Source organism: Wolbachia endosymbiont (group A) of Lypha dubia, assembly GCF_964028575.1.
Taxonomy (GTDB): domain Bacteria; phylum Pseudomonadota; class Alphaproteobacteria; order Rickettsiales; family Anaplasmataceae; genus Wolbachia; species Wolbachia pipientis.
Genome location: NZ_OZ034796.1, coordinates 1,522,590 through 1,542,595, shown reverse-complemented (window position 1 = coordinate 1,542,595; position 20,006 = coordinate 1,522,590). Strand labels below are relative to the sequence as shown.

The 20,006-nt window shown below is 36.6% G+C and carries 21 protein-coding genes and 1 pseudogene; 11 read left to right on the top strand and 11 right to left on the bottom strand.

All coding sequences use genetic code 11. The annotated features are described in order from the left end of the window. Positions 1 to 2: 2 nt before the first annotated feature. Both ABWU72_RS07820 and ybeY read right to left on the bottom strand, forming a co-directional pair. On the bottom strand, positions 3 to 791 hold the full coding sequence (locus ABWU72_RS07820; protein ID WP_010082472.1) for a succinate dehydrogenase iron-sulfur subunit: 789 nt from the start codon (positions 789 to 791) through the stop codon (positions 3 to 5). 86 nt (positions 792 to 877) lie between these two features. Continuing rightward, on the bottom strand, positions 878 to 1,330 hold the full coding sequence (gene ybeY, locus ABWU72_RS07815; protein WP_010082473.1) for an rRNA maturation RNase YbeY: 453 nt from the start codon (positions 1,328 to 1,330) through the stop codon (positions 878 to 880). A gap of 24 nt (positions 1,331 to 1,354) precedes the next feature. On the opposite strand from ybeY, the gene ABWU72_RS08235 reads away from it, so the two are divergent. Both ABWU72_RS08235 and ABWU72_RS07805 read left to right on the top strand, forming a co-directional pair. Then, positions 1,355 to 1,486: a hypothetical protein gene (locus ABWU72_RS08235; protein ID WP_259348783.1), complete on the top strand. Its 132-nt coding sequence runs from the start codon at positions 1,355 to 1,357 to the stop codon at positions 1,484 to 1,486. A 15-nt stretch (positions 1,487 to 1,501) separates the two neighbouring features. Further along, positions 1,502 to 1,681, top strand: a complete 180-nt coding sequence (locus ABWU72_RS07805; protein ID WP_022626337.1) for a hypothetical protein — start codon at positions 1,502 to 1,504, stop codon at positions 1,679 to 1,681. Positions 1,682 to 1,714: 33 nt separating this feature from the next. Here the strand turns inward: ABWU72_RS07805 and ABWU72_RS07800 are convergent, their stop codons facing one another. From ABWU72_RS07800 to ABWU72_RS07785, 4 genes are all read right to left on the bottom strand, one after another. Beyond that, entirely contained in the window at positions 1,715 to 2,113 is a 399-nt protein-coding gene (locus ABWU72_RS07800; RefSeq protein WP_077188253.1) for an EVE domain-containing protein, read from the bottom strand. Further along, positions 2,113 to 3,309: a cell division protein FtsZ gene (gene ftsZ, locus ABWU72_RS07795; protein ID WP_010962790.1), complete on the bottom strand. Its 1,197-nt coding sequence runs from the start codon at positions 3,307 to 3,309 to the stop codon at positions 2,113 to 2,115. The genes ABWU72_RS07800 and ftsZ overlap by 1 nt, the downstream gene beginning before the upstream one ends. A gap of 245 nt (positions 3,310 to 3,554) precedes the next feature. Beyond that, positions 3,555 to 4,073 carry a hypothetical protein gene (locus ABWU72_RS07790; RefSeq protein WP_246165607.1) on the bottom strand — a complete coding sequence of 173 codons (519 nt, stop codon included), beginning with the start codon at positions 4,071 to 4,073 and terminating at the stop codon, positions 3,555 to 3,557. Positions 4,074 to 4,158: 85 nt separating this feature from the next. After that, on the bottom strand, positions 4,159 to 5,667 hold the full coding sequence (locus tag ABWU72_RS07785; RefSeq protein ID WP_353284035.1) for a YifB family Mg chelatase-like AAA ATPase: 1,509 nt from the start codon (positions 5,665 to 5,667) through the stop codon (positions 4,159 to 4,161). Positions 5,668 to 5,789: 122 nt separating this feature from the next. Between ABWU72_RS07785 and ABWU72_RS07780 the strand changes: the two genes are divergently transcribed. The 3 genes from ABWU72_RS07780 to terL all read left to right on the top strand — a co-directional run bounded on the left by ABWU72_RS07780 (position 5,790) and on the right by terL (position 10,387). Continuing rightward, a complete protein-coding gene (locus ABWU72_RS07780) occupies positions 5,790 to 6,629 on the top strand; it encodes a polysaccharide deacetylase family protein (protein WP_065106681.1) in 840 nt (279 codons plus the stop codon). Continuing rightward, complete coding sequence (locus tag ABWU72_RS07775) at positions 6,584 to 8,158, top strand: penicillin-binding transpeptidase domain-containing protein (RefSeq protein ID WP_353284034.1); 1,575 nt, start codon at positions 6,584 to 6,586, stop codon at positions 8,156 to 8,158. Before ABWU72_RS07780 ends, ABWU72_RS07775 begins: the two co-directional genes overlap by 46 nt. A 777-nt stretch (positions 8,159 to 8,935) precedes the next feature. Beyond that, on the top strand, positions 8,936 to 10,387 hold the full coding sequence (gene terL, locus ABWU72_RS07770; protein WP_213863582.1) for a phage terminase large subunit: 1,452 nt from the start codon (positions 8,936 to 8,938) through the stop codon (positions 10,385 to 10,387). A gap of 449 nt (positions 10,388 to 10,836) precedes the next feature. On the opposite strand, the gene ABWU72_RS07765 is transcribed toward terL, so the two are convergent. After that, a complete protein-coding gene (locus tag ABWU72_RS07765) occupies positions 10,837 to 11,886 on the bottom strand; it encodes a class I SAM-dependent methyltransferase (RefSeq protein WP_007549412.1) in 1,050 nt (349 codons plus the stop codon). A 101-nt stretch (positions 11,887 to 11,987) separates the two neighbouring features. On the opposite strand from ABWU72_RS07765, the gene ABWU72_RS07760 reads away from it, so the two are divergent. After that, complete coding sequence (locus tag ABWU72_RS07760; RefSeq protein ID WP_155969527.1) at positions 11,988 to 12,359, top strand: hypothetical protein; 372 nt, start codon at positions 11,988 to 11,990, stop codon at positions 12,357 to 12,359. Beyond that, positions 12,360 to 12,644 carry a DUF2610 domain-containing protein gene (locus ABWU72_RS07755; RefSeq protein ID WP_010962783.1) on the top strand — a complete coding sequence of 95 codons (285 nt, stop codon included), beginning with the start codon at positions 12,360 to 12,362 and terminating at the stop codon, positions 12,642 to 12,644. A gap of 6 nt (positions 12,645 to 12,650) precedes the next feature. Here the strand turns inward: ABWU72_RS07755 and dapD are convergent, their stop codons facing one another. Beyond that, positions 12,651 to 13,481, bottom strand: coding sequence for a 2,3,4,5-tetrahydropyridine-2,6-dicarboxylate N-succinyltransferase (dapD, locus tag ABWU72_RS07750; protein ID WP_155968290.1), 831 nt, complete (start codon positions 13,479 to 13,481; stop codon positions 12,651 to 12,653). Positions 13,482 to 13,555: 74 nt separating this feature from the next. Between dapD and ABWU72_RS07745 the strand changes: the two genes are divergently transcribed. Next, complete coding sequence (locus ABWU72_RS07745; protein ID WP_353284033.1) at positions 13,556 to 13,984, top strand: MJ0042-type zinc finger domain-containing protein; 429 nt, start codon at positions 13,556 to 13,558, stop codon at positions 13,982 to 13,984. Positions 13,985 to 14,078: 94 nt separating this feature from the next. After that, positions 14,079 to 14,759 (top strand): ribulose-phosphate 3-epimerase, encoded by a 681-nt coding sequence (gene rpe, locus ABWU72_RS07740; protein ID WP_155968294.1) that lies wholly within the window; start codon positions 14,079 to 14,081, stop codon positions 14,757 to 14,759. A 143-nt stretch (positions 14,760 to 14,902) separates the two neighbouring features. Here the strand turns inward: rpe and tnpC are convergent. The 3 genes and pseudogenes from tnpC to ABWU72_RS07725 form a co-directional block, all read right to left on the bottom strand. Further along, positions 14,903 to 16,241 (bottom strand): annotated as a pseudogene (gene tnpC, locus ABWU72_RS07735) (IS66 family transposase). A 112-nt stretch (positions 16,242 to 16,353) separates the two neighbouring features. Then, positions 16,354 to 17,436 carry a bifunctional diaminohydroxyphosphoribosylaminopyrimidine deaminase/5-amino-6-(5-phosphoribosylamino)uracil reductase RibD gene (gene ribD, locus ABWU72_RS07730; RefSeq protein ID WP_353284032.1) on the bottom strand — a complete coding sequence of 361 codons (1,083 nt, stop codon included), beginning with the start codon at positions 17,434 to 17,436 and terminating at the stop codon, positions 16,354 to 16,356. Beyond that, the gene (locus tag ABWU72_RS07725; protein WP_065106726.1) at positions 17,436 to 18,635 is read right to left on the bottom strand and encodes a deoxyguanosinetriphosphate triphosphohydrolase; all 1,200 of its coding nucleotides are present in this window, start codon (positions 18,633 to 18,635) and stop codon (positions 17,436 to 17,438) included. The genes ribD and ABWU72_RS07725 overlap by 1 nt, the downstream gene beginning before the upstream one ends. Before the next feature lie 47 nt (positions 18,636 to 18,682). On the opposite strand from ABWU72_RS07725, the gene ABWU72_RS07720 reads away from it, so the two are divergent. Next, positions 18,683 to 19,144 (top strand): HesB/IscA family protein, encoded by a 462-nt coding sequence (locus tag ABWU72_RS07720; RefSeq protein ID WP_010081891.1) that lies wholly within the window; start codon positions 18,683 to 18,685, stop codon positions 19,142 to 19,144. Positions 19,145 to 19,183: 39 nt separating this feature from the next. Further along, positions 19,184 to 19,858 carry an ABC transporter ATP-binding protein gene (locus ABWU72_RS07715; RefSeq protein WP_155968298.1) on the top strand — a complete coding sequence of 225 codons (675 nt, stop codon included), beginning with the start codon at positions 19,184 to 19,186 and terminating at the stop codon, positions 19,856 to 19,858. Positions 19,859 to 20,006: the final 148 nt, after the last annotated feature.

Below are 20,006 nucleotides of genomic sequence, written 5' to 3'. Positions count from 1 at the left end.
ACTTAAACTCCTTCTCTCTCTACCATGAGCTGTTTTACTTTCGCTATTGCTCTTGCTGGATTAAGTCCTTTAGGACAAGTTTTTGTGCAATTCATTATTGTATGACAACGATACAACTTGAATGGGTCGTTTAAAACATCAAGTCTTTCACCTGTCTTATTATCACGGCTGTCAGCAATCCATCTGTAAGCTTGTAATAGTATTGCTGGTCCTAAAAATTTATCACTATTCCACCAGTAGCTTGGGCAACCAGTCGAACAGCAAGCACATAATATACAGTCGGACAAGCCATCTAATTTTTTTCTATCTTCAGAAGATTGAGAGTATTCTTTATTTGGTAGGGCAGGCTTATCTGCTTGTAACCAAGGTTTAATTGATTTGTATTGCTCATAAAATTGGCTCAAATCCGAGACTAGGTCCTTTATTACATACATGTGAGGTAATGGATATATTTTTACGTCACCTTTTATATCATGTATAGATCTAGTACATGCAAGAGTATTGGTTCCGTCAATATTCATGGCACAAGATCCACATATGCCTTCTCTACAAGAACGTCTGAAAGTTAAAGTCGAATCTATTTCATCCTTTATTTTTATTAATGCATCAAGTACCATAGGGCCACAACTATCCATATCAATAAAAAATGTGTCTATTCTAGGGTTTTTCTCGTCATCAGCAGACCAACGGTAAATTTGAAATCTTCTGATGTTTTTTGCTCTAGCAGGAATAGGATAAATTTTGCCCTTTTGATTAATTTTAGAATTCTTTGGCAAAGAAAACTGAACCATATCACTTACCTTTTATTGTTTATAGCTAAAACCCTTTGTAGATAACATATTTTATTATCATCTACTATATTTTTATTAAATTCCTTTTAAATCGCACACATATTGTAGCCAAGCGAAGCTAAAATCTCTCTTTCTAGATTTTTCATTATAATTTCTTCATCTTTTTTTTGGTGATCATAACCAAGTAAATGCAGTAATCCATGCACTAACATGTGTGCAATGTGAGCAAGAATGGGTATATAATACTCATGCGATTCTCTTTTTATTGTGTCTATTGAAATTGCTATGTCTCCTAAATCGCACTCATTAGACAATTGTTCATACGGAAATGATAGTACGTTAGTTGGCTTATCCATTTCTCTAAATTTTAAATTAAGTTGATGTAGCAAGTCATCATCAGCCAGAGCTATTGATATATTTGGTTTATAGTGGTCTATTTTTAATTCTTTTAGAGAAGCATTGATGACACCTAATACAAAATTTTTAGGATTTTCTATAATGCTGCACCATTTCTTGTCAAGAATATTTACTTCTAACATGAGTGACACATCAGTAAGGGTGTCATGCAAATAGCTGACACTGGAATCCAAAAAAGAAGAGTTATAGACCCTTGTGTCATGTACACAACTGTACGAATATTGTACACTAGAAGGATGTCATCCCAGTGCCTAGACACTGGGATCCAGGAATTTTGATTAGACATCAAGTTAGTGAATATAAAAGTAGCTAATCTTATATTAAAACACAACGGCTTTAATGTGGTTGCATTAAGGCTGGATTCCAGTGTCAAGCACTGGAATGACACCTTTGTGTTTGATGCAAAATCGGCTATAACGTTTAATGCACTGCCTTCGAGACAAATATTCATACAGCTGTGCGTTGTGTGCTGAGATGACATCATTTAGGAACTGAAATGACAGGTATTACACATCACTCATCCTTATTATTTCATTCCATTCAATTTCCGAAACTGGGGCAATTGATAAACGTGGTTGTTTTAATATAGTCATATTTTTCAAAAGTGGGTTTTGTTTTATATTATTTAACGTTACTTGGTTATTTAAAGGTTTCAAAAACTTTACATTCACTAATCCGAACTTGGGATCATTAACATGATAATACTCTTTAAATACTTCAACGATTCCAAGTATTGCTTTCTCTTTACCTGTATGATAAAAAAACGCAAGATCGCTTGCTTTCATAATTTTCATGTAATTTTGAGCTTGATAATTGCGCACACCATCCCACTCAACTACCTGATCCTTTTCCATTTTTTGCCATGAGTATTCACTTGGCTCTGACTTGAGTAGCCAAAATTGCATTATTTTTTTCTTCTTAAGTAAGCTGGTATATCATAGATATTGCTGCCCCACTTAGCTCCTTCGCTTACCTGTTCAGCTGGTTTTGTTTCCAGTGTTTTGTCTTGCGTACTTTCACTTTGACTATATGGCCACTTAAATTTCTCTTTCTCTGAGTCTTCGCTCTGACTTATAGGTGAAGTTTCTGATTTATTATTGCGACCATCAATGCCAGTTGCAAGAACAGAAACTCTAACTCTTCCCTCCATCGCTTGATCAAAAGTAGCACCAAATATTATATTTGCATTTTCATCTACTTCTTCACGCACTCTATTGGCTGCAGCATCAACTTCAAACAGAGTCATATCTCCGCCACCAGTAATGTTAATTAATATTCCTTGCGCACCTTTCATTGATACATTGTCAAGCAATGGATTGGATATTGCAGCTTCTGCAGCACTAATTGCTCTATCTTCTCCTTCTGCCTCTCCGGTGCCAATCATCGCTTTGCCCATCTCGCTCATTACTGTTTCTATATCAGCGAAGTCAAGATTAATAAGCCCTGGCATGACCATCAAGTCAGTTACTCCTCTGATGCCAATATGCAGAACATTGTCAGCAAGTTTAAATGCATCAGAAAATGTAGTTTTTTCATTTGCAATTCTAAATAAATTCTGATTTGGAATGACAATAAGTGTATCCACGTATTTTTGCAGTTCTTCAAGTCCAAGCTCTGCAATGCGCATACGGCGCACACCTTCAAAACCGAACGGTTTAGTTACAACTCCAACAGTCAATATCTTTTTTTCTTTTGGCGCTCTATCCTTAACTGCGGCTCTTGCTTCTCTGGCTGCTTTTGCAATTACCGGTGCAGCACCGGTTCCAGTACCACCGCCCATTCCTGCTGTGATGAAAAGCATATGACTATCTTTTATATGCTCCATAATCTCATCAATTGATTCTTCTGCTGCACCTTTGCCAACATCAGGCAAAGCACCAGCACCAAGACCCTTAGTTAAATTAATGCCAAGCTGAATTTTTTTATCACATAACGACTTTTCTAGTGCTTGAGCGTCGGTATTTGCGACAACAAAATTCACTCCTTGCAAATTAGATTGGATCATGTTATTCACAGCATTTCCACCAGCACCACCCACTCCCACAACGGTAATCCTTGGGTGTAATATAGGTAACTCCGGCAGACTAAGATCAATAGACATTTAAATTACTCAAATTTAGCGAATTCACTTGATAATAAGTTACTGCTTTTTTAATAATATGCAAATACTTTTCACTTCTATAGGCGTAAACAGTAAACGGGATTTACTTATTCTTAATAACATTTAAAATAACAGATAATAACTTTATATTTTTAGAAGGTATCATTCTACTGATGCAAAAAAATAGAAAATGTTTATAAAAAGGGACAGAGACTATCCCTTTTTATTCTGTTTAAGCTACTTTATTATGCTTTTGCTGGTACCAATCCAACTGCTACCGCAACATCATTCAAGGATGTTGATACATCACTAACAATAAATTTTAGCTTATCATTATCAATTTTAGGCTTATCACCATCTTTTTCACAGACCTTAAGAATCTCTTCTTTCACTGCATCAATTTGATTTGCCTTACTACTATTCTTATATGCATACACAGGTGCAGCTATTAAAGCCGCCACCGCAGCAACAACTATCAAACTAGCAACTAGCGGATGAGCAACTGCAAATGTAGACATTGCAGTAATAGCAGGACTAACGAGTGTTGCAGCTTTTGTTCCAACTGTACCAACGAAAGCCGCATAAGCTGGGCTCAAAAAATAAGCAGCTGTAAGCGAAATTGCTGCTGCAATTGCTACAAAAGTCGCGGCCGTTTTGTATGGATTTTCTTTTACAAGATTCCAACCTTGCACAGGAACTTCTTTAGTTGCTGACCAAAGGCCCTCTTGACTATATTTCTGTTTTATTACTTCAATTCTTGCCATAACTCTACTCCTTAAATAGAATATTAAAATTTCATTAAGAATAATATATAGTAAAAAAAAGCTGCCTGTCAAGTAATTTAATTTATTAGTATAATCTGATTCTGTAATTCAGCGCTTCAGCAATGTGTGCTCTTTTTACTTTTTCAGTTTTTGCAAGATCTGCAATGGTTCTTGCAACTTTTAATACACGTGTATAGCCTCGATTGGAAATGTAATTTTCTTTCAGTACGTATTTTAGCAATTCTAACCCTGCCTGATCTGGTTCAGTAAATTTATTAAATGCTTCACCGCTTACTTCTGCGTTACAACGAACATTCAATTTACTATAACGCTCAGTTTGAATTTTTCTCGCTGCTATCACCCTTCCTCTTATGATTTTAGTACTTTCTCCCTCCACAGAGATTTCAGGAGAGAGTATGCTAACGTTTGGCATTTCAATGCATATGTCTATTCTATCAAGCAATGGGCCTGATATTTTGTTTTTGTAATCTGTGCCACACTTTGGAGCTTTGTTGCACGATCTGCTTGCATCACCTAAATAACCGCACCTGCAAGGGTTCATTGCAGCTATCAGTTGAAAATTGGCAGGGTAGGTTATGTGAGCATTTGCCCTTGCAACGGTAACTTTTCTATCTTCAAGTGGTTGGCGCAGAGAATCAAGCACGAGTCTTGGAAATTCAGGTAACTCATCAAGAAACAACACGCCATTGTGAGCCATGGTAATTTCTCCAGGTTTTGCATTCTTTCCTCCCCCTATCATTGCTGGCATAGAGCATGAGTGATGAGGTTCACGAAAGGGACGAGTTACTTTGAATATTTCGTTACCAGTTTTTGTTATGCTGGAAATAATATTAACATCAATCATCTCCTGTTCGGTCAAATCAGGCAGCAACCCTATAAAGCGTTTAGCAAGCATTGACTTTCCAGTACCAGGAGGGCCAACAAGAAGCATATTATGCCCACCTGCTGCTGCAATTTCAGCTGCTCTTTTTGCAACAACTTGGCCTTTGATATCCTTCATATCGGGAACCAATCTTTTTTCTTTGGGTGCATCACTATAATTAAAAATTACTGGCTGAATTAATTGCTCACCCTTAAAGTGTCTGATAATATCAGTTAATTTCTCTATAGCCAGAATTGAAACATTCTTCACCCATACAGCTTCTACACCATTTCCTCTCGGGCAAATTACTCCTTTATTGTCCTTTTTTGCATTAATTGCTGTTGGCAGCACACCTGAAACTGGAATAACTCTGCTATCAAGAGCCAGTTCACCCATGATTATATAAGACTGAACTTTTTCAACTGGTATCACATTCATTACAACAAGTAGTCCAATAGCAATAGCCAAGTCATAATGACTGCCTTCTTTCAGCAAATCCGCAGGGGAGAGATTAACTGTAATTCTTTTTGGAGGTAGTAGTAGATTGATTGAATTTAACGCTGCTCTGATGCGCTCTCTGGATTCTGCAACAGTTTTATCCGGCAAGCCAACAATATTAAAAGCTGGAATACCATTTGCCATATGAATTTGTGCATTGACATTTACTGTGCTAATTCCCTGAAGCGCAACGGTATTTATATTTGCAATCATAATATATTATATAAAATTGTTAATACAATATATTAAAGAAGCGATGAAGTAAAGGCTACAGCAATTAAAGATGGCTTAACTTAGCAAAAAAGTGTAGTATTCTATCACTTTGCTGATTACAAATGTTTATAAGGATAATCACTTTTTTCTTACTATATTCAAGTACGGCTTTTTGTAGTGATTGTAATTTTAATTTACCATACTGTGGGCTCAGTTGTAATCTAGATCTATCATATAGAAATTTAAGTAATATAAAAAAATTATTGAATAACGACGATAAGTTTGTTGCGCTTACGTTTGATGATGGACCTTCCAACAATAGAATAAACGATATTATTAATGTTCTGGAAAGCTATGAAGCAAAAGCAACATTTTTTGTGCTTGGTGAACGTATAAATGAAAAAACGTCTGAAATAGTAAAGAAAATTCATGAATCAGGTCATGAGTTAGGCAATCACTCTTGGTCGCATAGGAAGTTGACATCACTTTCAAGTGAGGAACAATTGCAAGAATTGGAAAAGACAAATACAGCAATTAAAAATGCAATAAAACAAGATGTAAAATGGTTTCGTCCGCCATATGGATGTTATGACGATAATCTGATTGAAAATACTGATCAATTAAATATGTATTCAATATTATGGACAGTTGATTCGCTAGATTGGCAAGGTGATAAGCCAGAAACTTTAGTTGAAAGAGTTTTAAGTAATGTACATAATGGAGCAGTTATACTGTTTCATGATCACAATAACAGGTCAAACACAATTGAAGCTTTACCTCATATTATTAAAATACTAAAAAAATCAGGTTATAAGTTTGTGACCTTAAGTGAGTGGGAAAAAAGGGTTTGTAATACGGTAAAAGCCAGAAGTGTAACAATAAAAGAGGGGAAAAAAGTGTGTTTTGAAGGAATGTTATGTGGACAAAAAACAAAGTCTTTAACCGCAGAGCATTCATATTAGGTGGTATTCAGCTTACCATTTCTGCGGTTTTTAGTTGCAGGTTATATAATTTACAAATACGAAACAGACAAAAGTACGAAGCACTATCTAATAGTAATAGAATAAGAGTTGCTACTATTATGCCTAAGCGGGGCAAAATTTTAGATAGGAATAGCATTGAACTTGCGGTAAACAAAATTTCGTATGTTGTTTTGTTTGATGGTTCTGGTAAGGAAGTTGATTTGCAGACATTATCAGAAGTCGAGTCTAAGATAGCAAAATCGTCAGAAAAAATAACTGCTCTTTATAAACGTTATTACCCGTTTGGTTCAATGTGTTCTCATGTAATCGGATATACAAAAAGACAGCAAGGCATAAGCGAAGTAGGAATCAGCGGTATTGAATATACATATGATCATATATTGAAAGGCAAGTCAGGAAAATCTGAGCAGGAAATAAATTCTAAAAAACGCGTCATAAAAGAATTATCAAGCATACCACAACAAGACGGACAAGATGTACAACTGACAATTGATATTAATCTGCAAGAGAAAACCGCAGAGGTATTTAAAGATCACCAAGGCTCCGCAGTGGTAATTGATGTAAATAATGGAGAAATTTTAGCATTATATAATTCACCTTCTTACGATAATAATCTTTTTGCTAGCAGGCTATCAAATGAGACTTGGGAGAGCTTGAATGCTCCTTCATTGCCGCTCGTGAATCGTGCGTTATCATATCAAATTCCACCTGGTTCAATATTTAAAGTAATAGTTGCGCTTGCGGGTTTCAAAGACGGAATAATCACACCAGAAGAAAAATTCTCGTGTAAGGGCTATATGAAAATAGGTGAGCGGAAATTTCGTTGCCTGAAAAGCAAAGTCCATGGATATGTATCTTTAAATGAAGCAATGGCATTATCATGCAACACTTACTTTTATAATATAGGGAAAAAAATAAGTGTAGACTCTCTAGTAGAAATGGCCAGAAAATTTGGTATTGGAAGTGGGCCACTGATTGGAACGTTTAAAGAAGAAGCTCCAGGGTTGTTGCCAGATAGAGATTGGCGTACACGAAAGCTATATTCGCAGTGGTATTTAGGTGACACTATCAACTTAGTTATAGGACAAGGGTATATGCTTACAACACCACTACAGCTTGCAGTTCTTGCAGCGAGGATTGCAACAGGAAAAGAGGTAATTCCCCGCATTAAGATGAATGAAACGATACAAGATTTTCCCGATATTGATGTGGATTGTGAGCATCTTAGCATAGTTCGAAAAGCTATGTTTGATGTGGTGAATTCTAAAACTGGAACCTATAAGAAAGGGCTAAGCGGTATACAAATTGCTGGCAAAACCGGTACACCAGAAATAAACTCTAAGGGCGAAAGTCATAAGTTATTTATCGCCTATGGCCCTTACCATAACCCGCGCTATGCAATCTCTGTGTTTATAGAACACGGCAAAGCCCCACGCCAAGATGTTGCAATTGCTAATGAGATATTTCAGTATATGCTTGAAACTATGAGTATTAAACTTCTTGCATAACCATATAACGAACTTTTATTGGAAATAGAAACGAAAAAACTTACTTGACAAACTCCGCCAGCCCCCTTATCATGATAGTGAAGCTATTGTATTTGCTTTCGCCAATCTGCAGATTAAAAGGTAAGGATTACTTAATGTATCGGCGTCTTATGTTCAATTTTTTGCAGTATATAGATACTGTATGTCTTTACAAAACTTCATCTACATCTAGATTTTTATCTAAATAAGCTGAACGCGCTTATAAAGCGTTACAAGACATCAAAAAATGCCAATACTCGACAGAGATAGTAAAAGACTAGCTAACTCGGGGATTCTTTGTCTTTTTTTCTGCTTAGTAAATTTCTTAAACATTTGCAGCGTAGGTTAGTTGCAATTAAAAGCGGCTGAATCTCGCTTGTCAAGCGTTTAAAACATAAAAAACGCCAATATTTTAAAGCGGATAATAACCACGGGGCTTCTTTTGCCTTTTTTTTTATTTGGTAAATTTCTTAATATTTATAGCTAAACAACAACCGTCATCCCGCTACGTGTTAGCGGCTAAGAGATACCGCGGCGGCATGACCTCGTCATTCCCCTACGTGTTAGCGGGATCTAGAGATACCGCGAATGAATCGCGGTATGACGGTGTAATGATGGTTAAGTATCCCGCTACGTGTTAGCGGGATCTATGTTAAGAGATACCGCGAATGAATCGCGGTATGACGGTTAAGTAGGGTGTCATTCCAGTGCTCCTTTTTTTGTCATCCCAGCGTCACGCGCTGGTTTCAACATTATATCATGAACTTTCTAAAATTCATTGAACTGTGCTTTCAAACGGTAGTGCCGGGGTGTGAGTATAACGATTATCAGTATATAAAAGTCATAGCAGATAGGCTGGAAGCGGCGAGCGCTGGTGAAGTGAAACGAATAATATTCAATATGCCTCCGCGCTCGATGAAGTCCATGTGCATAAGCGTTGCGTGGCCCGCATGGATACTGGGAAACCAACCAACTGCGAGAATAATAGTTGCAAGTTATTCTCAGCGGCTCAGCGAAAAGCACTCGCTCGACACCAGGTGCGTGATGCAGTCTAGTTGGTATAGAGCGCTATTTCCAGAGATAGAACTATCCAAAGACCAGAATACAAAATATAAATTTCAAACAGTGCAGAGAGGATACAGAATCGCAACATCAGTTGGTGGAACACTAACTGGTGAAGGTGGTGATTTTATCATTGTGGACGATCCGCTCAGTTCTGCTCAAGCTTTGAGTGAAACGCTTAGAAAGCGTGCCACAAACTGGTTTGATCAGACTTTAGTAACCAGGCTGAACGATAGAAAAAAAGGAGTCATCGTTCTTGTAATGCACAGGCTACACCAGGAGGACTTAACTGGACACCTTCTCTCCAAGCCAAAAAACATATGGCATCATATTTGTTTGCCAATGATTTCTGAAAATAAGCAGGTTATTTATTCAATCAAAAAGCCAATACCTCCCGTTCCTATCATCCGAGTAGCTCAGCACTGTGCGACCAGGCGATTATATAATAAACCAGCGTCACCTGTAAGGATATTATATTCAAGAGAAGAAGGTCAGTTGTTATATCCCCTCGATGGAGGAAAAGAAGAAGTTGAGATAATAAAAGCTGAACTTGGGAGTTACGCTTTTGCTGCTCAATATCAACAAAACCCTCTGCCGCTTTCAAGTGGTATAGTCAAACGAGAGTGGCTAAAGCGCTATAAAAATGTTCCTGATAATCTCTCGCATGTAACACAAAGTTGGGATACTGCGGTTTCAACAAGTAACATGAGCAACTTTAGTGTCTGCACCACCTGGGCAAAAATAGATAATAAATTCTATTTACTCGACGTATATCGCGCAAAGCTTGAGTATCCAAAGCTTAAAGAACAGGTTTTGTCACTAGCTGCAAGATGGACGCCACACGCAATTTTAATCGAAGCAAAAACAAGTGGTCAACAATTGGTGCAAGAGCTAAAGACAAACAGTGATTTACCGATTATTGAAATAGTGCCACATGATGACAAGCTCACTCGATTTCATCAAATTGTTCCGATTATAGAGTCTGGCAAGGTTTTTCTGCCACATCAAGCAGTATGGCTGAACGATTTTGAGTATGAGATTTTAATGTTTCCTGAAACTCGACACGATGATCAAGTAGATAGTACCGTGCAATATCTCCAGTGGGTGAGAAACAGTACCTCCAGGGTTGCAGCTATACGAGCATTGTGATTTGAGTCTACCAGTACTGGGATGACAGCTAGGAGACAACCGTCATCCCGCTACTTATTAGCGGGATCTAGAGATACCGCGGCGGTATGACGTAGGACTGCTGTTATTCCAGTGTCTGGGCACTGCCGTCTTGGATGGAAAGGCTGGATCCAAGTAGTCAGCTACTCGTATGACATCTTTGTGTTTGAGGCAAAACCAGCTATAACATTTCTTCGCGAACAAATGTTCGTACAGTTGTGGGTCGTGCACAACTCTATTCCTATAGTGAGTAGCTCCCTCCTATCTTATTTATATCATATTTTTAACTTACCCAATAACATAAATTACTTTAGCTATGCTATAGCTAAAGTGGCTTAGGTTTACTTACAATTTGAAAAACAACAAATTCGTCATTCCGCTACTCGTTAGCGCTGCGGCGGTATGATGTAGGGAAACCTTTCTTGGGTTAGCTATATCAATAGCATTGCTTTAAAAAGAGTGCCCATATTTTCAGTCAACCTTAGGAATTCACTAAAGATCCTATTCTTTTGTTCATCACTTGCGCTTTTCATTAAAGCCTGGGTTCTTTCTTTTATGCCAAAAAGATATAAAAATTCCCTTTGAGTTAAAATCTCACAATCTACATGCTTTAATGAATCTCTTAACGCTTGAAAGTTCACAAGTGCGGTAATATCACTATTACCAACATTCTCAAGAAAATTAGCATACTTATGTTGTTTTATCGATTGCAAAGTGCTCTTATATGCGGGGTATACATAACCGTAATCTACAATCAAAGCAGCTCCTTTATTATTATATATCTTCTTCTCAAGTTTTTTTAATATTTCAACCCCAACTGAACATATTTCCACCACTGCACCATTAAAAAATTTTCCATTTGTCATCTGAGTAGCTGACACTGGAATCCATGATTCTTTTTTTCTGGATTCCAGTGTCACGCACTGGCATGACACCAAGAGACTGCCATCATCTTGTTTTGTCACCATATTTTCATACCACCCCTCATCATGATATACAAACTGATCTATCGGAAGAGCGTCAAAGAACTCATTTGCTAAAAAAATGGTTGGTTGTTCTGGTAGGTTGTCAATATTTTTGTGCCAATTAACATCTAAGCTTTTTAATTTTTCCTTTTGTATCTTCCGTAAAGTAGGGCTTATTTCAACTAAGTGGATCAACATTGAATTAAAAAAGCTGCTGTATTTTTTAGTGACTCTTATTATATCGTGAATGAGTGTTCCTTTGCCTGGCCCAAGTTCAACTAGAGAAAATTTTGATGGCTTTCCTAATTTTTCCCATGTATGCATTATCCAAACTGCAATTACTTCACCAAATAATTGGCTGATCTCAGGTGCGGTAGTAAAATCACCATCCTTACCAAGCGGTAATTTACTTGTATAATAGCCGTATTTTTCATGGTACAAAACGGCATTCATGAAATCACTGATGGATATTGATCCTTGACTTTTGTCAATTAATTCGTGTATATAAGTGAGCATGTTATTAATAAATGTTTAACTATAGCGTGCCATAATATAAAATAGTAGAGTATTTATATATATAGTATAAACTTAAGTTTGTGAGTAATAGTGCTTCAGTTATGGACGACAAAAACACCGATTATGTTGCCCTTATACCTCAAGATGATAGTATTGAATACAAATTTGAAGAAGCTGTCAATTTTATAGAAAACAAGGTTATAAATGCTGATGGACTAACTTTAGCGGAAGTGTTTCAAGTGCTAGTTCAAATGCTAGATGGTGATCTAGCATTGGTAAAAAAAGTACTAGCATGTGCTAATATTATGGCAAAGCATGGAATGAAGGTAGCAAAAGAGTCGCAATTAAGCAGAGCTGATGTTCGCCGAGCTTTGGAAGGTAGAGAAAGTGTTGTCAATAGACAAGATTTTATAAAGAAACCACCTCTTCCACCTGCTATAAAATCGACCAAAAAGAAAAGTAGAGGTCTTTAAATGGCCGAATCTATAAAAAAATTTACTGTACAATGTGACTTCAAAGGGCAAAGTTCACCTTTTGCAATATACATAGGAAATCCAAAAAGTGATGCTCATCCAATTCATCATCAAGATTCCTGGCTTGTAAAAGAACGTGGAGGGAATATTCCTAATAAAGTAAAAGAAAGTCTACAAAAATTATATAAACTATCTCAAGAAAATGGAGTCTCTTTCTCAGAGTTATGCGCGTATGCCATTACTGTGGTTAGTAATAATGATAAAAAAAGTGACGACAAGGAGTAAGATAGTTTAATCCCTCAATATTTCATTTATAGAGATTTTCGATCTCGTCTTTTCATCCACTTTTTTTACTATGACTGCACAATAGGTTGAAATATTATTTTTAGATGGAATAGACCCTGGTACCACTACAGAATAAGGTGGCACTTCGCCGTAAAATACCTTGCTAGTTTCTCTATCAATAATCTTTGTTGATGCCCCAATAAACACGCCTATGCCAAGGACTGATCCTTCTCTCACTACCACACCCTCGGCCACTTCGCTACGTGCTCCAATAAAGCAATTATCTTCTATAATGACAGGTGAAGCTTGAATAGGCTCAAGAACTCCACCTATTCCCACTCCACCGGAAATATGACAGTTTTTTCCTATTTGCGCACAGCTACCAATCGTTGACCAGGTATCTATCATTGTTCCTGAATCAACATATGCACCAACGTTGATAAAACTTGGCATTAGAACAACATTTGTACCTATATAAGCAGATCGGCGGACAAAACACCCAGGAACTGCTCTAATTTTTAACTGGCGAAATTTCTCCTCATTCCATTCACTAAATTTGTTACCGATCTTGTCAAACCAGCAATTGGTATTGTCTATTATTTTGTTTTCTTCAGTGAGAAAATGTAATAATATTGCTTGCTTTATCCACTTATGTACTACCCATTCTCCACTTGATAGCTTTTCTGCTACTCTAATTTTGCCACTATCAAGGAGCTCAATTACCTCTTTAATTGCTATTCTTGCTGTTTTCTTTAGATTACAGTCATTAAATTTTTCTCTATTTTTCCAAATATCTTCTATCTCACTCTGTGCTTTTTTTAGTTGCAAACCTTCCATTTGTTATATATATATTGATATTAAATTTGTAGCTCGTATCATTTGGGCTTGTTACTACTTTATACGTAAGTACTATGAAAATACAATGTTATAATTGTACTAAGACTTATTTAGTATCTCACGAGCAAATAGGTGCATCTGGAAGAAAGGTAAAATGTACGAACTGCAATCACATATGGTATCAATATCTAGAAGAAGTGTCAAACAAACAGCACTCTGCTAATATACAGGAAAAAAAAGTTAGTGGAAGGAATTTTTTACAAAATCTAGCATTTACCACTCTAGCTTTTGCAACAGCTACAGGGTTATGCGTCGTAATTGCTAACGGCATCTTTCCTAGAGAGATGAACAAAGCATACAAAACGATCAGTTTATACAAGGATTCAATAAGCTATAAATTAGGGTACAAAAAAGAACAAACAGAAAGTCCAAATGTAAAAAAACTTGCTGTAAATAAGTTTTATCAAGACTACCTTTTTTTATCTAATTTAAGATCTAGTTAAATAGGCATACCGATATCGGTCTCTAGCTACTCAGATGGTGCTTAGGGTGACAGAGTTTTAAAAATAAGTTATTTTTTAGCAAAAAAGGCAGCTCATGAGTATTAAAATTGCACCTTCTATACTTTCAGCAGATTTTGCAAAATTAGGGGAAGAAGTAAGAAAAATTAGCGATTTAGGTGTGGATTACATACACATAGACGTTATGGATGGGAATTTCGTTCCAAATATTACAATTGGTCCTAGCGTTGTTTCTGCAATACGTAAATATAGCAATCTTCCTTTTGATGTGCATTTAATGGTCAAATCTCCTGGTAACCACATTGAAAGCTTTATAAATGCTGGTGCTGATATTATCACTGTACATGCAGAAGCAGAGATACACCTTGAGAGGTTGATAAGAAAGATAAAGTCATACAAAAATGTAAACGATGCAAAAAAACCGATTCAAGCTGGAGTCTCAATTGTTCCTTCAACTTCCCCAAGTGTGCTTGAATATATAATACATGAGCTAGATATTGTGCTGATTATGACAGTCAACCCTGGCTTTGGAGGGCAGGAATTTATTCATTCACAGTTGAACAAGATATCTACTATAAAAAAAATGATACAAGAGCGTAACCTTAAAACACAAATTTCAGTAGATGGTGGAATTAACTTTTCTAACGCAGCTGATATAATAAAAGCAGGTGCAGATATTTTAGTTGCGGGATCGGCGATATTCAAGGCTGAAGATATTAAGAAGGCCGTAAACGATCTTAAAAATCTATTGTTGTGACCCTATATAGCTAAAGTGGCTTAGGTTTACCTACAATTTGAAAAACAACAAATTCGTCATTCCGCTACTCGTTAGCGGAATCTATGCTGAGATACTGCGGCGGTATGACGTAGAAAAACCTTTCTTGGGTTGTATCCGTTCAGCTAAGCGGTGTGAGAGATGATAGATAAGAGGTTTTGGAAAGCCCATTTGTTTCCATGTCAAGTATAATGAAATTATCCGTTCAAGTTCCCCACTTCGATTGGGTAAAATATGAATTTTTGCGATAAACGACATAATGCCGTATCTGCTGTTCAGCATGGTTGTTTGTCAGCGGAATGTTTTCTGGGTCATCTAAAAAATTCCACATTATTCTTTCAGATTTCAAAATATTTTTTGCAACTCGAGAAGCTCCAATTGCTTCAGGTAAACGGCTTCAAGTAATACCTTGTACGTTTTTGCAACTTTCTGGCACGTCTGGTAAATCTAAAAACATCTATCTCATTTTTTAGCAAGGCCTTTTTTAGTGCAAATAATTCAGTGGCTACGTTTCTTAAGTAACAGCCCAGAACTTTAACTTCAACTATGTGCTAATCTTTCAAAATCTCTTGATAAATGTGCCCAACAGATTTGCCTGTTCTTATCGGCAAAGTAGTTGTATGCTGCGTACCTGTCGTAAGCTATTGCGATTGCAGAACTTACTATTTTGTAAAACCTTCATTCCTCTTGACTCTGTCAATTTTATAAAACTTGCTGTATTACTGGCAAACATCCAGCACCAACCAAGTTTACCTTTGTTATAATGGCTCGTTTCATCGATATGCAGAACTTCACTTTTACTTACTTCTTGCTCGATTTGCTCATATGCTTCTTGGCATTTTTCTGCAACTCTAGCCTCGCTATTTGACACGCTACCAACACTGATGTCCAGGTTGAAAATATTTTTTATAATATTTGCTACTTCTCTTTTCGAGTTCTTGTAAAATCCGCTCAGCGCCGCAATTGTTGACTTAACTTTTGGACCAAATGTATCCGCAGTAACACCTTCTGGTAGCCTGCTACTTTTTCTTTTTCCACACTTGCAACAGCGGCCATTGGTATTCCACAACATAAGCTGGCAAATCAACTTTTTGATGAATGTATGGCTCTTTCGATATCGCAATTTCTCCTCCGCACTCGCAAGAACTCTATTTTCACCACTTCATCTGCTTCCATTTTGGGGCGATACTTTCCTTCATGCCCAATCTGTGCCCCTATTTTCCTGTCACTTTTTTTCTTTTTCTTCTTTAGCTTGTATAACTCTTTTGAGCTCGGTATCGATGAATTTTGTGAATTCAGACCTAGTCTTTCTTTCAATTCAGCATTTTCGATTCTTAGCGCCTTATTCTCAGATCTAAAATTTTCGTTTTCTATCTCTAACCTCTTTATCTCTGCTTTTAGTTGCTCTATCTCTATTTTAAAGCTTTCACAGAGCTTGAGAAGACTAGCTAGTAGATCAGACATATTTACCACAAATACTACTTGTGATATTATGTTTTTAGCACTCCTTGTCTACTTTTTATTTTACCGCTCCGCTGAACGGATACCTTTTTTTTACTGTTTGAGTATGTAAGGATTATGACGACCTATCCCAAACCTCAACTATATCCTCACTAAACTCTATTATCTTTGTTTTTTTAAACTGATAACAGTTGTTAATGAATTGAATCCCTAAATCTCCTACAAAAGGAGTGGCATCATTGCCTAAAATTTTACCACTGCGGCATATTATCAACCTGTCGATTAAATTACACTTTAATAGTTCTGTGATTAACACTCCTCCACCTTCAACTAATAATCTTGTTATACCAATTTCTGAAACAAGTTTTAATGCCATGTCCTTTAGGCAAACCTTACCTGCGTTGCTTGAATTAACTACTAAGTAGTTAATGTTTTTTATTTTTTTCTCTACTTCTTTATTTGTGATGACCCAAGTTATTACTTTGTCTGCAGTCTTTGCAATGTTATGCTCTTCCTTTAATCTCCCTTGGCTATCTATAATTAGCCTTATTGGCGATCTACTTCCAAGTCCTGGTAATCTGCAAGTTAAGAGTGGATCATCATTAATAAGAGTATTGCTGCCAATCATAATTGCATCATATTTCGTTCTGAGCTCATGCACCCAGTTTCTCGTATTTTCACTTGTTATCCATTTGCTATCGCCTGTAAATGTTGCGATTTTTCCGTCAAGAGTTGTTGCGACTTTGCAAGCTATAAATGGTCTATGTAATTCTTTAGTGGTGAAAAAACCGACATTCAGTTCTTTTGCCTCTTTTTGCATAATACCTTTCTCAACTTCAATTCCTGCTTCTTTCAGAGCTTTCATGCCTCTGCCTGAAACTCTACTATCTGGGTCAATAGTTGCAATTACTACTCTTTTTATGCTAGCTTTTATGATTTTTGCAGTGCAAGGCCCCGTGACTCCGTGATGACAACATGGCTCAAGAGTGATATATATAGTTGCGCCATGAGTTGAATCTTTAGCGTTTTGCAAAGCGACTACCTCCGCATGCGGACGCCCACCAATCCCTGTGTATCCCTCACTAACAATTGTACCATCCTTTACAATAACACACCCGACAGCAGGATTTGGTGCAACATTTCCAAGATTTTTTTCTGCAAGCCTTAATGCAATTGACATGAAATGATCATCAGTCATTAGAAAGAAGTCATTTCGTATGAGGTATCAAAAATTCTTCTGTGCTCGTGTATAGCAAATCTATCTGTCATACCTGAGATATAGTCACATATTATTACTGAACGCTGAGATTCACAAGCGAGTTTGCTCCACTCTGTGGGAAGTAATCCTGGGTTTTCATAAAAACATTGAAAGAGTTCCTGTATTATGCGTTTTGCTTTGTTCATCGTTCTACTCAGTTTATAGCTTCTGTATATTTTCTCCATGTTGAATCTTTTCATTTCTTTTGTAGCATTCGCAACTTCTGGTGAAAATGTGACTAGCATTTTATTTAGACTTCTTACGTCTTCTACGCTTTTTATTTTGTGATCTTCAATATTTCTTTCAGTCTGAGAAACAACATCACTTATCATAGTTCCTATAGTTCCACTCAGTGATTCATGTATGAGTTTGCTCTGAGGCAATTCTGAATATCTGCTCCTTATGTCTTTAAACATTTTTTCAATTAAAGGAACATTCAGCAAATCTTCGATGGTTACTAAATTCGCCCTGAGTGCATCATCAAGATCGTGAACACTGTAAGCAATATCATCGGCAATTGAAGCAACTTGCGCTTCAATGCTTGAAAATTCTTCAAGTTTTAGATCATATTTTTTGTTGTATTCTAATAACAGCTGATTACTTGTAGAAGACTCCGCGTTTTGACCAAGCAAGGGACCGTTATGTTTTGCAACTCCTTCAATCACCTCCCAACTTAGATTCATACCATCAAAATCAGCATGTTTTTGTTCAAGATAAGTTAAAATCCTTATAGCTTGAACATTATGATCAAACTCATACTTCTCATTATCAAGATTCAAATCTTGAACTGATTTCTTTAGAGCATCTTCACCTGCATGACCAAATGGAGGATGACCAAGATCATGTGCGAGCGCTATGCATTCAGTGATATCCTCATTTAAGCCAAGTCTACGCGCAATGGACCTTGCAATTTGTGCAACTTCAAGGCTATGAGTAAGCCGAGTGCGATAGTAGTCGTGCTCATAATTGATAAAAACTTGTGTTTTGTACTCCAATTTTCTAAACGCATTAGAGTGAATGATACGGTCCCTATCACGCTGAAAGCAGCTGCGATTCTCATCTTCTGGCTCTTTGAAGTATCTCCCTTTTGTTTTGCTTGGAAAACATGCATAATTTAATAGAAAATTATTGTTTGACATGTAAAATTTCTACTATAATAAGTTATCAATAATAAACGGTGGTTACTATGTCAACAAATTACAACATCAACTTAACTGATAATGCACTAAAAAAAATCCACTCTCTTGCAGAGCAGGAAGGGGATAAGAGTTCCATTTTACGGGTTGCAGTTTCAGGTGGTGGATGTTCTGGCTTCAAATACAATTTTCTTATGGATCAAATGAATAAAAATCTATCTTTGGATGATGAAGACGATGATTACGATGATGAGTTTGATGACGAAGACGAAGATGATGACTATGAAGAAAGTGAGGACTATAGAAGCCACTCCAGTTTTAGCGAAAAAGGTAAAGATATAGTAATTAATGATGAAAATGGAAACCCTGTATTAATGGTTGATAATTGTTCAGCAAAATTTTTAAATAACTCAGTTATAGATTATACTGAGGATCTCAGTGGTTCTGGTTTTCAAATAAAGAATGCCTTTGCTAAGTCTCAATGTGGTTGTGGTAACAGTTTTTCGGTTTAATTATTACTAAAACTTAGATGCCTTCTGGATCTTTTAAACATGGGTGGTAATGTAGCACTAGAACTAACTTCCGTAGATAAAAGCTTCAAGAACAATTCTGCTGTTGTAAAGGATATCAACTTAAGTGTCACAAGAGGGCAAGTAGTAGCGCTGATTGGCGATTCAGGTGCAGGGAAAACAACTATATTGCAAATCGCAGGCTTGTTGGACAAGCCAACTTCAGGTATAGTTACGATAGATGGAATAAATTGCGCACAAGCCAGTAATAAGCATAAAACTCATGTAAGAAGAAATTTTCTTAGTTTTGTTTATCAATTTCACTATTTGTTACAAGAGTTATCGGTGTTGGAAAATATTATGCTTCCTCAACTCATTGCAGGAAAAAGCAAAGCTGAAGCAAAAAAAAATTCGCAAGCAATGTTGGAAAAATTTGGTCTGGAAAACAAAGCAAGTAGCATGGTATCTGAAGTTTCGGGTGGGGAAAGGCAGAGAGTTGCAATTGCAAGAAGCATTGTAAATTCTCCAAAGCTTTTACTTGCAGATGAGCCAACAGGAAACTTAGATCCAACAAATTCTTTTAACGTGTTTTTACTGCTACATTCATACGTAAAGGAAAATAACAGCTCTATGCTTATAGTAACACACAATCATCTCCTTGCAGAAAAGGCAGACTGCATTTTCCAATTGAGAGATCGATCATTAGTGAAGTTGTGAATAGGAAAAATAGCACAATTTCTATGCCTTATACTTATCTAACCAATGATCATTAACAGAGTACAACTCGCATGAAATGCTTTCATTGCTTTTTATACACGGACTTTTTAACTTACGCTGTTTACTTAGGGAACACCCCGATAACATA

Bases quoted from the DNA above. Each gene is read 5' to 3' on its own strand.
- ABWU72_RS07755 (WP_010962783.1), top strand. From the start codon at position 12,360: ATGGCCGAATCTATAAAAAAATTTACTGTACAATGTGACTTCAAAGGG.
- ABWU72_RS07785 (WP_353284035.1), bottom strand. From the start codon at position 5,667: ATGATTGCAAATATAAATACCGTTGCGCTTCAGGGAATTAGCACAGTA.
- ftsZ (WP_010962790.1), bottom strand. From the start codon at position 3,309: ATGTCTATTGATCTTAGTCTGCCGGAGTTACCTATATTACACCCAAGG.
- ABWU72_RS07760 (WP_155969527.1), top strand. From the start codon at position 11,988: ATGGACGACAAAAACACCGATTATGTTGCCCTTATACCTCAAGATGAT.
- ABWU72_RS07800 (WP_077188253.1), bottom strand. From the start codon at position 2,113: ATGCAATTTTGGCTACTCAAGTCAGAGCCAAGTGAATACTCATGGCAA.
- terL (WP_213863582.1), top strand. From the start codon at position 8,936: ATGAACTTTCTAAAATTCATTGAACTGTGCTTTCAAACGGTAGTGCCG.
- ABWU72_RS07745 (WP_353284033.1), top strand. From the start codon at position 13,556: ATGAAAATACAATGTTATAATTGTACTAAGACTTATTTAGTATCTCAC.
- ABWU72_RS07820 (WP_010082472.1), bottom strand. From the start codon at position 791: ATGGTTCAGTTTTCTTTGCCAAAGAATTCTAAAATTAATCAAAAGGGC.
- ABWU72_RS07765 (WP_007549412.1), bottom strand. From the start codon at position 11,886: ATGCTCACTTATATACACGAATTAATTGACAAAAGTCAAGGATCAATA.
- rpe (WP_155968294.1), top strand. From the start codon at position 14,079: ATGAGTATTAAAATTGCACCTTCTATACTTTCAGCAGATTTTGCAAAA.
- ABWU72_RS07725 (WP_065106726.1), bottom strand. From the start codon at position 18,635: ATGTCAAACAATAATTTTCTATTAAATTATGCATGTTTTCCAAGCAAA.
- ABWU72_RS07780 (WP_065106681.1), top strand. From the start codon at position 5,790: ATGTTTATAAGGATAATCACTTTTTTCTTACTATATTCAAGTACGGCT.
- ABWU72_RS07715 (WP_155968298.1), top strand. From the start codon at position 19,184: ATGGGTGGTAATGTAGCACTAGAACTAACTTCCGTAGATAAAAGCTTC.
- dapD (WP_155968290.1), bottom strand. From the start codon at position 13,481: ATGGAAGGTTTGCAACTAAAAAAAGCACAGAGTGAGATAGAAGATATT.
- ABWU72_RS07775 (WP_353284034.1), top strand. From the start codon at position 6,584: ATGTGGACAAAAAACAAAGTCTTTAACCGCAGAGCATTCATATTAGGT.
- ribD (WP_353284032.1), bottom strand. From the start codon at position 17,436: ATGACTGATGATCATTTCATGTCAATTGCATTAAGGCTTGCAGAAAAA.
- ybeY (WP_010082473.1), bottom strand. From the start codon at position 1,330: ATGTTAGAAGTAAATATTCTTGACAAGAAATGGTGCAGCATTATAGAA.
- ABWU72_RS07720 (WP_010081891.1), top strand. From the start codon at position 18,683: ATGTCAACAAATTACAACATCAACTTAACTGATAATGCACTAAAAAAA.
- ABWU72_RS08235 (WP_259348783.1), top strand. From the start codon at position 1,355: ATGCAAATAGCTGACACTGGAATCCAAAAAAGAAGAGTTATAGACCCT.
- ABWU72_RS07790 (WP_246165607.1), bottom strand. From the start codon at position 4,073: ATGGCAAGAATTGAAGTAATAAAACAGAAATATAGTCAAGAGGGCCTT.